At 46.0% G+C, this 13356-nt stretch carries 13 protein-coding genes; 8 read left to right on the top strand and 5 right to left on the bottom strand.

The window, feature by feature from the left end; translation table 11 throughout:
* Positions 1–187: 187 nt before the first annotated feature.
* Together JOC27_RS04700 and JOC27_RS04695 are read right to left on the bottom strand one after the other, a co-directional pair.
* Positions 188–1246: a DUF5808 domain-containing protein gene (locus JOC27_RS04700; RefSeq protein ID WP_205005860.1), complete on the bottom strand. Its 1059-nt coding sequence runs from the start codon at positions 1244–1246 to the stop codon at positions 188–190.
* Positions 1233–1631, bottom strand: coding sequence for a GntR family transcriptional regulator (locus JOC27_RS04695; protein ID WP_205005859.1), 399 nt, complete (start codon positions 1629–1631; stop codon positions 1233–1235). The genes JOC27_RS04700 and JOC27_RS04695 overlap by 14 nt, the downstream gene beginning before the upstream one ends.
* 349 nt (positions 1632–1980) lie before the next feature.
* Here JOC27_RS04695 and JOC27_RS04690 point away from each other — a divergent pair, with 349 nt between their 5' ends.
* The 6 genes from JOC27_RS04690 (at position 1981) to JOC27_RS04665 (ending at position 8318) form a co-directional block, all read left to right on the top strand.
* A complete protein-coding gene (locus tag JOC27_RS04690; RefSeq protein WP_205005858.1) occupies positions 1981–2457 on the top strand; it encodes a flavin reductase family protein in 477 nt (158 codons plus the stop codon).
* A gap of 329 nt (positions 2458–2786) precedes the next feature.
* Positions 2787–3839 (top strand): threonine aldolase family protein, encoded by a 1053-nt coding sequence (locus tag JOC27_RS04685; RefSeq protein ID WP_205005857.1) that lies wholly within the window; start codon positions 2787–2789, stop codon positions 3837–3839.
* 658 nt (positions 3840–4497) lie between these two features.
* Positions 4498–5574, top strand: a complete 1077-nt coding sequence (locus JOC27_RS04680) for an ROK family transcriptional regulator (protein ID WP_205005856.1) — start codon at positions 4498–4500, stop codon at positions 5572–5574.
* 12 nt (positions 5575–5586) lie between these two features.
* Entirely contained in the window at positions 5587–6939 is a 1353-nt protein-coding gene (locus JOC27_RS04675) for an APC family permease (RefSeq protein WP_205005855.1), read from the top strand.
* 236 nt (positions 6940–7175) lie between these two features.
* Positions 7176–8084, top strand: coding sequence for an ROK family protein (locus JOC27_RS04670; protein ID WP_205005854.1), 909 nt, complete (start codon positions 7176–7178; stop codon positions 8082–8084).
* Positions 8085–8123: 39 nt separating this feature from the next.
* A complete protein-coding gene (locus JOC27_RS04665; RefSeq protein WP_205005853.1) occupies positions 8124–8318 on the top strand; it encodes a hypothetical protein in 195 nt (64 codons plus the stop codon).
* A gap of 24 nt (positions 8319–8342) precedes the next feature.
* Here JOC27_RS04665 and JOC27_RS04660 read toward each other — a convergent pair whose 3' ends face one another.
* Positions 8343–8867, bottom strand: coding sequence for an O-acetyl-ADP-ribose deacetylase (locus JOC27_RS04660; protein ID WP_205005852.1), 525 nt, complete (start codon positions 8865–8867; stop codon positions 8343–8345).
* 215 nt (positions 8868–9082) lie between these two features.
* On the bottom strand, positions 9083–10003 hold the full coding sequence (locus JOC27_RS04655) for a VanW family protein (protein ID WP_239529738.1): 921 nt from the start codon (positions 10001–10003) through the stop codon (positions 9083–9085).
* Positions 10004–10282: 279 nt separating this feature from the next.
* Between JOC27_RS04655 and JOC27_RS04650 the strand changes: the two genes are divergently transcribed.
* Entirely contained in the window at positions 10283–10906 is a 624-nt protein-coding gene (locus tag JOC27_RS04650; protein ID WP_205005851.1) for a nitroreductase family protein, read from the top strand.
* A 121-nt stretch (positions 10907–11027) separates the two neighbouring features.
* Here the strand turns inward: JOC27_RS04650 and JOC27_RS04645 are convergent, their stop codons facing one another.
* A complete protein-coding gene (locus tag JOC27_RS04645) occupies positions 11028–11903 on the bottom strand; it encodes a helix-turn-helix domain-containing protein (protein ID WP_205005850.1) in 876 nt (291 codons plus the stop codon).
* A gap of 134 nt (positions 11904–12037) precedes the next feature.
* On the opposite strand from JOC27_RS04645, the gene JOC27_RS04640 reads away from it, so the two are divergent.
* On the top strand, positions 12038–13240 hold the full coding sequence (locus JOC27_RS04640; protein WP_205005849.1) for an MFS transporter: 1203 nt from the start codon (positions 12038–12040) through the stop codon (positions 13238–13240).
* The last annotated feature ends 116 nt before the right edge of the window (positions 13241–13356 follow it).

Raw genomic sequence — 13356 nt, 5'->3', positions numbered from 1 at the left:
AAATGGTAAAAATTGTCTGCTTGACTGGGGCCTTTAACAGGCAGAACTTAGCGAGGTGAATACCCTAGCACTCAAGAAAAAGAAGAATGAATGGGGACAAAAAAAGATGCCCCAAAATCGAATCAATTTTGAGGCATCCTTTGCCAATAAGGGCCAGGATCGGTTTTTCTAATATTTGGGCACTTTTTTAATGGTAAATGGAGGAAATGACGACCGCAGCAAGAATGCCGACAAGAATTAGCCAGGCGATCGGATGCGCCATGTTCACGGTGTAGCCGATGCCAATACGCTTTTCAATAAAGAGTGACGGGTCGGACCGATTAAAATAGAAGAGACCCCAGATCCAATGCCTGTCATTATCAAAAATTGGACCGCTGCTTTCTTTCGCGCGAACCATCCGGAAGAAAAGATAAGCCATAAAAGCGATCAAAAGGAGTGTAAACGAACTGAGCACTGGAAATACCCAAGTCAAGGCTGGTGCCAGGTACGTGTGTATGGGCCGAATCAAACTCAGTTCCATCAGGAAAAACAGCAATTCTGTCACAAGCCCAAACAGGATAAGCAGCCCATTCAACCACTTGCGATAAAGGGCATAACCAGGTGCGGCATTCGGATTTCCTTTCACAGCGGCCGGCGCGCGACGTGTGAATAAGATAATGATTACCAACAGCACGTCAAAAATAAGCGGCTGCATAACGGCTAGCGGCGACTTATGCGTCCAGGCATCCGGACCAGTCAGCCCATAGTGGGTGGGAATATTGGATCCCATAAATGGATAGCCCCAAATAGCAACAGCGATCGTAGCGAGAAACAGCGGAAGCAATGCCAGCAGCCAGGAGAGTGGCATCAATGGTTCATGCGCACTTTGCGTCGTGTCAATAATCATCTTATTTGTCAGCCGGTCAGCTGGGACAACTGCTTTCTTATAGGTGCGCGTTTGCCGGTTGGCGAGGACAAAAAAGGCAGAATCGCCAATCAGTAGCGCAGCCATTGCAAGATTGAAGGAAATAGATCTTTCAAGCCTAGAAAAGCTGACGATCCACACGATAAAAAGAAGCACAGCGGCAAGGCCAGTGCCGATAATATAGCGGCGGATGATACGCTTCGGCACGGGCGCCTGCCAAACCGCTGCGTCCGGAAAGACAACACCGAACAGTACATTCTTCCTTGAGAACCAGGGCTGAATACAGAAGAGCACGGCAAGGGTCCAGAAGGTAATGATCGAGGCATGGCTAATGCTTAGCATGGTTTTCTCCCTCCAATTGGTCATAAAAATGGTCAATCATCTGATGCAGAACGGCGCGATCAATGCCGCGCCTCATCGCTTCAGCGAGAACAGCACGCAACGCGCTGCCTGACGTCTGCAGAAATTCTGCAGCATTTTGCGCTGTTTTTCCTGCTTTGACCTGTGTACCCCGGCTACGCTGAATCTCGATGAAACCTTCGGATTGAAGCAATTTATAGGCTTTATTGACAGTGTGCAGGTTGACGCCAAGCTCCATACCAAGCGCGCGGACCGATGGCAACGGATCACCGTCCTGAAGCGTACCCGACGCGATTCCAGTCACAATACCATCACGAATCTGCTGGTAAATCGGCTTCTCTGAATGAAAATCAACGGACAGCTGCATCTCATCAACTCCTTTTGTTCTATCTGTTATATATTATATATAACAGATAGAACAATTGCTACTACCTTTCACGGAAAATTAAGTTAAACCAATGAATTTTTAGACCGAAGCGACGAAAAGTTAGGCCGAATCTGAGAAGTTAGGTCAAAAATCCCCATAAAAAAATTTAATTATTGCACTAAATCAAGCCAAAGTTGCTCCTAATTTATAGAAATTTGCACCGAATCATTTCATTTCTTCCTAGGATAATGCTGTGACTGTGCGGCAGCTTCCTGTTGGAAAAAAGCACATTTTTGCACTATACTATTTGTGACCAAAATGTGAATGAATAGAAGGGAATTAACAATACATGGATAAACAGGCGAAAAAAACCGCGTTGCGCGGAATCACTTACGGACTCTATCTGGTTGGCACGAAGGGCGAAGCTGGAGTCAATGCTTTCGCTGGCAATTTTCTTACGCAAACGTCATTTGAACCACCGCTCGTAACGCTAGCTGTCAAAGCGGGAACGCGCTCGCAGCAGGAAATTGCTCAATCGGGTGTCTTCAGTGTCAATATTCTTGAATCTGGACAAAAAGACATGGTTACGGCCTTCTTTCGGTCGATTACTCAGGAGGATAATCAATTGGCCGGCTATCCTTTCTATCTCAAGGAAACAGGCTGCCCCATTTTTGAAGATGCGCTGAGCTTTTTCGAATGCAAAGTCGTGGAAAAAGTCGAGAAGGGTGATCACTTTATTTATGTTGGCGAAGTAATAAACGCTGGTGTTCACCGTGAAGGCGATCCGCTGACGATGAAAGAAACCGGGTTCTATTACGGCGGCTGATTCAACGGTCTCTCAATGAGGTAGTGGATGAATGGATGCCATAAGTCGAATCAATTCGACCTTGCGGCATCCTTTTTGTCTCATGGCTTTCCGTTCACAGCCGCTTTGATGCTTTTGGGTAGTCAGACGCTTGCTCGGTCGACGGAACGCCGATAGCGGGATTTGAATAAAAATTCGCCCAAAAAAACAGTTGAATATAACAAGGTCTTGTTCCATGCAAGCAATCGTTCATCCATTTCGTCGACAATTTGTTTGTGCTATAGTCAAAGAAAGAATAAAAAATTTTTTCGTCAAAATTTTAGGTAGGAGAAACGGAGGCAGGGGCAGGCATGTACAGTTTTACAAATGATTATAGCGAGGGCGCGCATCCGCGTATTATGGACGCACTCGCTGCGGCAAATATGGATCAAGACACCGGCTACGGTGAGGATCGCTTCTCACTTGCCGCGATTGATCAATTCAAGCGGCTGTTGAATCGTGATGATTTAGCGATTCATCTACTTGTCGGCGGCACACAGACCAATATGATTGCCATTTCTTCTTTTTTGCGGCCGCATGAAGCGGCGATTGCTGCCGTGACAGGCCATATTAACGTGCATGAAACCGGCGCGATTGAAGCCACGGGTCATAAGGTGATTGCCGTTCCCGGCGCTCCGGGCGGGAAACTGGACCCAGCTGCCATTCAATCTGCGCTTGATACGCATACTGATGAGCATATGGTGAAGCCAAAGCTGGTCTATATCTCTGACACGACCGAAATTGGTGGCGTCTATACAAAGGCGGAGATTGAAGCGCTGCACGCTTTCTGCAAAGCACATCAGCTGATTCTCTATCTGGATGGCGCGCGGCTCGGTTCCGCACTGACGTCGTCGGAAAATAATTTAACGCTCCGCGATCTGCCCGATCTCGTTGATGCTTTTTATATTGGCGGTACGAAAAATGGGGCGCTCCTTGGCGAAGCACTCGTGATTTGCAACGATGCACTCAAAGAAGACTTCCGCTATATGATCAAACAAAAGGGAGCGCTCCTCGCAAAGGGTCGTGTGATTGGCATCCAGTTCCTTGAATTATTCCGTGACGATTTGTATTACCAATTAGCTGATCACGCGAATCATATGGCGGCAAAACTGGCACAAGCCATTCGTGAATCGGGCTATCGCTTTTTCACAGAATCCGCGTCCAATCAGATTTTCCCTATTTTTTCTAATTCATTGATTGAACAGCTCCGTAAGAACTTTTCATTCGCCACTTGGGAGAAAGTCGATGTGTCTCATACTGCAGTTCGGCTCGTTACGTCATGGGCGACAAAAGAAGATCAGGTTGACGCGTTTATTGATGCGTTGAAAAAGGGTGCGAAATCGCTTAGCGCCGTAGAAAAATAAAACGAAAGCAATCCGAGTGAACGTTCGCGTATTCGATACGCGGCGTTTATTTTTTTCGTTAAGACACATAAGAATTCATCGGAATTTATTATCTGAAAAACTAAGGCTCAGCCGTCGTCCCAAGGACATGACTGAGCCATTTTTTCTAATACGTTAAGAATGTATAAAGTTTCAAAGCAATTGAGTATTAAGGAATCGTCATCGTTAAGATTACTTTGGATTCGCTAGATAAGAAAATGCAGCGCAGGTGCGAGACGCCTGCGGGAAAAGCGATCCAAGTGAGACCCCGCAGATCCCAGCCTGTCTGAGGAGGCTCACAGATCGCCCGCGGCAAGCGAGCGACCGGAGCGCATTTGTTGAAAAAAGGACATGGCAGAGCCATTTTTGATCATTGTGAATGAATCAAACGCCTGTGATTTTGTGCCATTAAATTTTTGTCGCTAAAGAGGCGCTTCAACAAAAAATTCAGAGATAGCCAGCGATGTGGAATGTGATAAGGAAATGGAAAATCATGTATTTTCCAAGAATATATGCAGTGATTTTTATTGTCAGATAATATGACACAAAACTTTTTTATCCAAGATCGGTATATTATAATTGGCACATCAGTTAGTTTGTTCAAGAACCAAACAAACTAAAAAATAGGAGGGGTGATTGATTGCAAATTGGAAATTCAGATCTAATCCGGACGATCAATAGGCGACTTATTTTGGATATGATCAGGTGCCATCAACCGGTAAGCCGTGCCGAGGTTGCGCGTAGTCTGTCGCTCAGCCGATCAACTGTATCAATGATTGTAACGGAATTAATAGAGAGCGGCTTTGTGATTGAAATCGGGTCCGGTACATCGACTGTTAACGGTGGCAGAAAAGGAACATTGCTTGGGTTCAACCCACGATCGGCGTTCGGTATCGGCCTTGATCTTCAAGGCACAGATTCGCGAATTGCTTTGGCAGATTTCAGCGGGGAAATCATTCAATCGGACATTTTTCAATTTTCGGGTGATCTGCGGACGATTCCACGGATCATTGACAGCTTTCTAGATACTTTGGGTGAAGAAAAAGAGAAATTACTCGGAATTGGCGTATCCGTGCCGTCGATCGTTAAAGATCATCAAATAGTCGTTGATGCCCCCTCGCTGAGCTGGCAGAATCTGAATCTAGTGCGCGCGCTGACCGTCGAAAGGGACTGGGAAATTTTTGTCATTAATGATGTGAATGCAGCTGCAGTGGGAGAGCGTGAAGGCGATTCGGGGGAGCAAATTGATAATTTGTTTTATTTATCCATTGGCACAGGCGTTGGCTCAGCCATTATCGCCAATGGTGAATTAGTGATTGGCGCCGATCAGGCAGCCGGTGAAATCGGTTATCTACTCGAGAACAAAGATGTAGAAAAAAAAGATGTTTATGCATCCGGTCGATATGGGACACGTGAGAAGCGGTTAACTGCCCTCATAAAAGGATCGACGCAATCTTCAGTGGATCGGGACCAATTGGTTACAGAGCTTGCTGTGATGATTGCCAATATGTGCTCACTGTTGAATCCGGAAAAAGTAGTTATCGGCGGTTCTTTTGAACGTGTGATTCGTCCGCTGATTCCAGACATACAGAAACAAGTTGACCGATTCAGTCCGCTGAGTACTGAAATTTTATATTCTGATTTGGGTGAAGGGGCATCAGTAAAAGGTGCTGTTTCCGGACTGTTTCGTTATATAAGCGATCGCCAGATTAAATAAGGGGTTGGGAGAATGGAAAAATCGACGCATGGATTGACACGTAGTATTGGTGGCATTCAGGCAACTGCAATTAATATGTCACAGATGATGGGCGCAGGCCCATTCATTACAATACCTATTATTTTGACAACGATGGGCGGACCGCAAGCGATGTTCGGCTGGATTGTCGGCGCGCTCCTCGCTCTGCTTGATGGACTGGTATGGAGCGAACTCGGTGCCGCATTGCCGGGAGAAGGCGGTACATACGTCTATTTGCGTGAAGCATTTAAATTCAGAACGGGAAAATTAATGCCCTTCCTCTTTATTTGGTCGACGATTATTGCGACACCGATGACGATGTCAACGGGAGCGATAGGGCTGGCCAATTACTTCAGCTACTTTTTCCCGCACATGACACATATTCAAATTAAATGGGTTGCAGTTGCTGTAACCATTCTAACAATTGCTTTGTTGTATCGGCGTATTGCGTCAATCGCAAAAATTTCAATCATCCTATGGGCAGGTATGATTTTGACTGTTCTCTTGATGATTGGTACCGGACTGACGCATTTTAACCCAAATCTTGCTTTTGATTTTCCGGCGAATGCGTTCCATGCCGCGAATTTCTTTACAGGTTTAGGCGCAGGCATGCTGATTTCGATTTATGATTATCTCGGCTATTTTACAAGCTGCTATCTTGGCGATGAGGTGAAAAATCCCGGACGGACGATCCCGCGCGTTGTGACCTTGTCAATCATTCTCGTTGCGGTTATTGACCTCTTAATGAATATGGGCGTGATTGGTGTTGTTCCGTGGCGAGAAGCGATGAAAAGCACAAATATCGGTGCCCTTTTCATGGGGAAAATCTGGGGGACACCGGGAGCAGTCATCATTACCATCTTGATCATCTGGACCTGTTTTGCATCGGTTTATACTGGACTGCTTGGCGCATCGAGACTGCCTTATAACGCGGCAAAGGATGGGTTGTTTTTCAAAGCATTCGCGCAGCTTCATCCTAAATATCAGTTTCCTAATGTTTCACTTCTAATCATGGGCGCGATTATGGCAATCTGCTGTTTCTTTGATTTAACGACGATTATTAACGCGCTGATGGCCTTGATTATTGTGGTTCAATTCATGGGACAAATTGTTGCGCTGACTGTTCTGCGGAAAAGATGCCCAGACTTAAAACGACCTTATAAACAATGGTTGTATCCACTCCCAAGCATTTTGGCGTTTATTGGCTGGGGTTATGTGTTCTATTCATCCGGTTGGTCTGCGATCAGCCTTGCTGTCATCTGGACAATCATCGGCATACTTGTTTTTCTGGTTTGGGCGCACCGTCATCATGATTGGCCATTTGTTCCCGGTAAAGAAACCCGATAACTTTGCGCGAAAAATGCAGCGCAGGTGCGAGACGCCTGCGGGAAGAGCAGGACAGAGGGGACCCCGCAGATTATCGTCTGAATAAGGAGGTTCCCGTCCTAACCGTGGCTAGCGAGCGACCAGAGCGTAAATTTTTTGTGAAAAAGGGATTAGGCATCGCCTTATTTTTCGAAAAAAAGACAGAGCACTTGGTTGATAAACCTGTTTAATAAAGAGAGACAAAGAAGGTGTGTTTAATGAATGAAAAAAATATATTAATTGCCCTCGATTTTGGCGGAACAAGCGTCGGTATTGCTGTAGCGGATAACCACGGCAATATGCTTGTTCGAAAAAGCGTACCGACTTCAGGGAAAAAGGCGACTGATCTTCTTGAAGACGTTATGCGTCATATTCACGTGTTACTTACCGAGTATCAAGACCAAACTTTAATCGGGATTGGCATAGCCATGTGCGGTGTCGTTGACGGCGACACGATCACGATGATTCCGAATCTACCAGGAATGGAATCCATCCATTTGCGCCAATACATGAAAGACAGATTTCATGTGCCCGTTCGTATTGAAAATGATGTTCATGTCGCAGCTTTCGCAGAATTAAAGAAAGGCTATTTAAAAGAGACGGACTATGGCCTGTATCTAAATTTTGGGACGGGAATATCTGCCGGTATCACGGTCGGTGATCGCGTGCTATCTGGCCATAATGGTGCTGCGGGAGAGATTGGTTATTTAATGCGCGATAGAAGGGACAGATTGACTTTCCAGTCTGGACACGCATCGTTCGAAGAATTTGCCGGGGGTTCCGGTGCATCGCGGCGTGCTTCAGTGGCTTTCAATCAATCGATGACGACAAAGCAGCTTTTTCAGGAGAGTAGCGGCGATCCTAACAAACAAGAATTCATTGATGAAATTTGCATGGAAATTAGTTTTCAAGTGGCGAACCTTTCGATTGCGTTTAATCCGCAGCGGATTGTGCTCGGAGGGGGAATGATTGTCCCAAATGGACCGATTCATCAAAAAATTCTTGAGAAACTAAAAGAAAATGTTCCGTATCCTCCAGAAGTATTCCTTTCGTCTTTTGGTAAGGATGCGAGTCTTTATGGTGCTGTTGAGCTGGCTTTATCAGCAGCGCATACCGAAGATTGTTGATTTTATAAAATAGTTATTTTTGAATAGAATGTTGTTTTTTTGACAAAAAAGCAATGTGCTCGATCGCCTCTTGGTACGTCCGTGACAAGCGAACGGATTAAAAATAAAAAGACGGATGCCACTTTCTATGTGGCATCCGTCTTTTGCTACTCAGCTAAGAATGTGAAAGAAACGAAGGCTTCGCCATCGTTCAGAGGACTTGGTAAACCAAATTATTCTACTATCAATCGTTAAAAAATGTGCAGTATTTCAAGCTCGCTATTCGTCAATTTGCTGGATAGCGGCGTCCGCTTTTTCATAGGCTGCTTTTGTTTCATCATCGAAACAAACCATGAAAACCTCGGTCACATGCTTGGACGATTTGAGAAAATCACGTATCGTTTGGCAAGCTATCGGCGCGGCCTTCTCTAACGGGAAATGGTAGACACCGGTGCTGATTGAAGGAAATGCAACGGTATGGCAATGATACGCTTCCGCAAGTTTCAAGCTGTTTTGATAACTGTTCTTAAGCAAGTCTGCTTCGCCGCAGCTGCCGCCCTGCCAAATTGGACCTGGCGTGTGAATCACGTATGTTGCCGGAAGGCGATAGCCTTTTGTTATTTTTGCCTCACCGGTTTGGCAACCATGAAGCGTCCGACATGCTTTGAGTAAGTCTGGCCCCGCCGCACAGTGGATCGCGCCATCGACACCACCGCCTCCAAGTAGTGTCGTATTCGCAGCATTCACAATTGCGTCCGCGTGGATAGTCGTAATATCGCCGAAAAAAATTTGAAATCCGTTCATTGTGTCAGCCCCTGATTGTGTCAAACGGTTTTGACCTGCCACACCCGTCAGACGTGTCAAGCCCTTCTTCTATTATAAAGGTTCTGCTCGAATCGAGTGAACCGCAAAATCTAGATCAAGGCATCTCTGTGGGGAAAGCGAGCGCAAGCCATAGCACATGGGGGAATAAAATAACAAGTACACAAAACCATGATAAAAAAGGCAAAAGTAGCCAGTTACTCTGCACGTTCGCTTTTGTCACGCGTTTCTTTCGGGGGATTTGCCGGCGGACTTGGGACGCGCTTCGGTGCAAGCTTAATGACATCCGATGAATAAAGCGCAAGTGTAAGAAAACCGTTGCCGCTTTTCCCGCGAATGAGAATCGGCTGGTTGTAATTGTTTCGAAATTGAAAATCAGGACCATACCAACTCACTGTGGCATCGCGGCCTGGGGGAACATAAGAAACGTGCTTGCTATGCGAGAAACGCTGAACAATTTGCAGACCCGCTTTGTCCGCTGCGTTGAACAATGTGGAGGACACTTGACAGATACCACCGCCGATTCCCTCCGAATATTCACCACGAACGATAATTTTGGCTACACGGTAGCCCTTGCCTGTGGTGCGCTGTCCGACTGTTTGATTAAACGAAAAGGTTTCCCCAGGAAAAACAACAGTGCTGTTTAATGCCTGAGTTGCAAGAAAAATATTATTTGCCCGGCTTTCGTTGGCGGGATTGAACCGCGTGCTATAGCTGCTGATTTGTTCGGTGCGGATCTGGCCGAGTAGTTCGCTATCCACTTTTGGCTGTGTCGTAAGGAGCGGAATATTGACGCGCGTTGACTTTTTCGAATAAAAAGCTTGGATCAGGCGGTTTTTGAAGACGGCTTGATAAAGTCGTTGGCCACTTTTTCCGGCTGTGATGCTGTCGCTTGGGGCAATTGCTGCGTTGACGGGTGGCCGTTCTACTTTTTTGTTAATCCAGAGGGATAATCGCTGTATTTTCTGCTCATCAAGAATTGGAGGGCCGGGCTCCATCAAGGCAATATCTGATCGATGAAGAACGGCGATTGTCCGTCCGTGATCAACCAATGTCAGGTCAGTTGAAGAAAAGGTAGATTGGAAAAGCATAAGTGCGGCGATCCAGATAGGAAACAACAGCGGCACCTCCTACACTTAGTATGGATGGGCGGCAAACATCCATGCATCCAATCGTTTTTTCTTATCGGAAGTCTATGTCCTATATAATGGTGCTGTTCTGCCCCAAAAGACAACGCTAAGCAAATTTGAGGACTTAGCTAAGCCAAATTTTAGTCAATACTTTGATGGAAAAGATTCACAAAGAGTTGGACAAATCCACCGATTAATCCATCACTCCGGAAGTATAATGATAAAGTGGTAACAGTACTGAAGATGGGGAAAGGAGGGTATATCCCTATGAACGGTGAATTTCTAAAAGTAATTACCGAACGCAAATCCATTCGAAGCTTCGATTCTTCTCAAAAAATTGATCGGTCAGAAATGAAGCAGATGCTTCAAGAAGCGGGTCGGGCACCTTCCGCATTGAATTTACAGCCATGGCGCTTCTTGGTCATCGAAAGTGATGAAGCGAAGAAGAAATTGCGACCGCTGTTCTTTAATGATCCGAAATTGCTTGATAGCTGCGCAGCCATGGTTGCTGTCCTCGGCGATCTACAGGCCTCTGAATACAAAGACACCATTTATGATATGGCCGTCTCGGAAGGATTAATGCCTGAGGAGGTACGCTCAAGGGAAGTTAAACTGATTGCAAGTCTCTATTCATCCATGCCTCGTGACACACGTCTGACCGATGTTTCATTTAATTCGGCGCTCGCTGCGATGCAATTGATGCTGGTCGCCCGCGCACACGGTTATGAAACCTGTCCACTTGGCGGGTTTGACAAGGACCACTTCGGCGAGGCGTTCGGTTTCAATAAGGAGCGCTATCTGTCACTTGTACTAATTGCCATCGGCAAACCCGCCGAAAAAGGTTTTGAATCAATCCGGCTAGACGTCGAACAAATTAGTAAATGGGTATAATGAAAAATGCAAAAGCCTGGGAGCGAATCCCAAGGCTTTTTTTTGAGAGAAAAGAAAGAAAGTTTTTCGCACAAAAATACCTCAAGGTAAAATGTAACGAGTGGATTCGGTTACTTTTATCTCATTGGCTTTTTGTGCCCAGTAGTTGTTTTTTAAACTTTTGCGGGGCAATTCCTTTTTCACGTTTGAAGAGACGGCTGAAATAATTGGCATCACTGAACCCAACGGATAGCGCTACTTCGGTAATCGTTGTCGCGGGATCACGAAGCAATTCTTCCGCTTTTTCAAGACGCAAGGTATTAATATAGTGTACAAGCGTTTGGCCGTAAATTTTCTTGAACGTGCGGCAAAAGTGAGATTCACTCATCAGGGCTTGGCGCGCAAGTTCACTGACAGAAAGTGGTTCTTGATAATGTGCATCAATTGACGTGATGACGCGTTTCAATTGATGCATGCTATTGAGCCGTGTTTCCAGACGTTCAGGTGTATAGATTCTTGCGAGATAATGGCGGACAAGTTCTGCCAACAGATGCAAGACGGCTGCTTGGATTGCCAATTCAAAACCAGATTGACGCTTCTCGTCCTCGGTCAAAATTGTTCGTAGAATCTGAACCAATCGTTGATCATGGCGTGCCAAATGTTTAAAGGCAATCAGCTGCCGTGCGAGAAGCGAGCTATAATAATCGGAACTTGTTTGATTCAAAAGCAATGCGGTGTCGAGACGGATAATGTAGCAGGATAATTTTCTGCCGGTGTTAATCAGAGAATGAAGTTCATTGCTGTTAATAATGCCAATGTCCCCGGCTGCTAATTCGACGGCGACGGATTCGCAGCGCAAAAGCGCGGAACCTTTGCAAATATAATAAAATTGCATTTCCTCGTGCCAATTCTCTTTAAAAGTCAGCCCACTCCCAGAATGATCACGTTTTGTAATATCAAGATAGGCATGAACAGGGGGACGTGGTTTCAGATAATGATTGGCCTCGTTTTTCTGCATGTGATCTCCTTCAATCAAAATTGTGCGGGTGAAAAGCAGTATATTGCATGCCCCGATGCATCTCAAGTGTTAGTATAAATTTATTCACTCACACGGGCAACGAACAATATTTAATTGACAGGGGGCTCTCTTTCATGAATCTTGCTTTAAACAGGGCACATGAAGTACCGGTGCGCCGGCTCGGAGCAAAGCGGGAATTGTTTTTCCTGAGCGCGACCCACTTTCTCAACGATGTCATGACGACCGGGATCGTGCCTGCTCTGTTGCCGCTTTATAAAAGTACATTTCATCTGAGTTATCTGCAGGCAGGACTTATTTTGTTCGTCTCAATGATTACTTCGTCAATTTCACAGCCACTATTCGGCGTAATTACAGATAAAAAACCGAAATCTTGGTTCCTACCGATTGGCATCTGTCTGACCGGTTTCGGACTCACAGCCTCTGGATTTGCGTCCGCCTACTGGCTGCTGCTAATCTTGATCGGAATTTCGGGGATCGGGTCTGGCATTTTTCATCCTGAAGCCAGTCGCGGTGCCTATATGGCGGCCGGTACGGCTCGCGGAATGGCGCAGGCTATTTTTCAAGTTGGCGGCAATTTCGGCCAGTCGGTTGGCGTACTGCTCTTGCCACTTTTTCTGATTGCAACCGGACTCCGTGGTCTCGGTTGGTTCAGCTTAGCAACGGTAGTTGGCCTGGCACTTGTTCTGTCGATTTTGCCATGGTATAAACAGAGCCTCGTGCAAAACGAGGCGCGTAAGAAAACAATTAAAGGGCGCAACCATTTGGCTGGTTTGATGTTGCTGACAGGGGTCGTCATCCTGCGCTCCTGGACGCAGATTGGTGTCGCCGGTTTTCTGCCGTTTCTTTATCTGCATCAAGGTTTTTCATTAAAACACGGCGATTTGCTCACATTCATCTTTTTATTTGCCGGCGCGGTCGGCACTTTAATTGGCGGTCGTTTCTCCGATCGAATCAGCCGGAAATGGCTGCTCCTCGTCTCCATGGCTATCACTGTACCATTCGCCTGGATTCTGCCACATGTCCACGGCGTCTTATCGATCATTGTACTTTTTCTCTTCGGATTCTTCGTTCTGTCTTCATTTGCTGTCACGGTGGTTTACGGGCAGATGATGTTTCCAAAAAATATTGGCCTTGTCTCTGGCCTGATGGTCGGTTTCGGTATCGGCGCCGGGGGAATTGGTGCAACGATGATTGGCTGGCTTTCCGATCAGTTCGGTGTGTATACGATTTTTAATTTTCTCGCGTTCCTGCCGCTTGCCGCTGCGGCGCTCTGCTTGCTTTTGCCAAGCGAGAAAAAATTGCTTCAGAATCAATAAATTTTTTAGAAAAAGAATGATTGATCGGTAACAGTCTGGGCTTATCATTATTTGACTGAGGAACGTTTCTGATAGAATACGCGCATCCAATGACAAGCGATTCAAGACCATCAAAG

The sequence above is a fragment of the Sporolactobacillus spathodeae genome (genome assembly GCF_016908935.1).
In the GTDB taxonomy this organism is placed as follows: Bacteria; Bacillota; Bacilli; order Bacillales; family Sporolactobacillaceae; genus Sporolactobacillus; species Sporolactobacillus spathodeae.
This window is presented reverse-complemented; position numbering and strand designations above follow the sequence as displayed.

Bases quoted from the DNA above. Each gene is read 5' to 3' on its own strand.
- JOC27_RS04690 (WP_205005858.1), top strand. From the start codon at position 1,981: ATGGATAAACAGGCGAAAAAAACCGCGTTGCGCGGAATCACTTACGGA.
- JOC27_RS04695 (WP_205005859.1), bottom strand. From the start codon at position 1,631: ATGCAGCTGTCCGTTGATTTTCATTCAGAGAAGCCGATTTACCAGCAG.
- JOC27_RS04685 (WP_205005857.1), top strand. From the start codon at position 2,787: ATGTACAGTTTTACAAATGATTATAGCGAGGGCGCGCATCCGCGTATT.
- JOC27_RS04675 (WP_205005855.1), top strand. From the start codon at position 5,587: ATGGAAAAATCGACGCATGGATTGACACGTAGTATTGGTGGCATTCAG.
- JOC27_RS04660 (WP_205005852.1), bottom strand. From the start codon at position 8,867: ATGAACGGATTTCAAATTTTTTTCGGCGATATTACGACTATCCACGCG.
- JOC27_RS04700 (WP_205005860.1), bottom strand. From the start codon at position 1,246: ATGCTAAGCATTAGCCATGCCTCGATCATTACCTTCTGGACCCTTGCC.
- JOC27_RS04670 (WP_205005854.1), top strand. From the start codon at position 7,176: ATGAATGAAAAAAATATATTAATTGCCCTCGATTTTGGCGGAACAAGC.
- JOC27_RS04650 (WP_205005851.1), top strand. From the start codon at position 10,283: ATGAACGGTGAATTTCTAAAAGTAATTACCGAACGCAAATCCATTCGA.
- JOC27_RS04645 (WP_205005850.1), bottom strand. From the start codon at position 11,903: ATGCAGAAAAACGAGGCCAATCATTATCTGAAACCACGTCCCCCTGTT.
- JOC27_RS04640 (WP_205005849.1), top strand. From the start codon at position 12,038: ATGAATCTTGCTTTAAACAGGGCACATGAAGTACCGGTGCGCCGGCTC.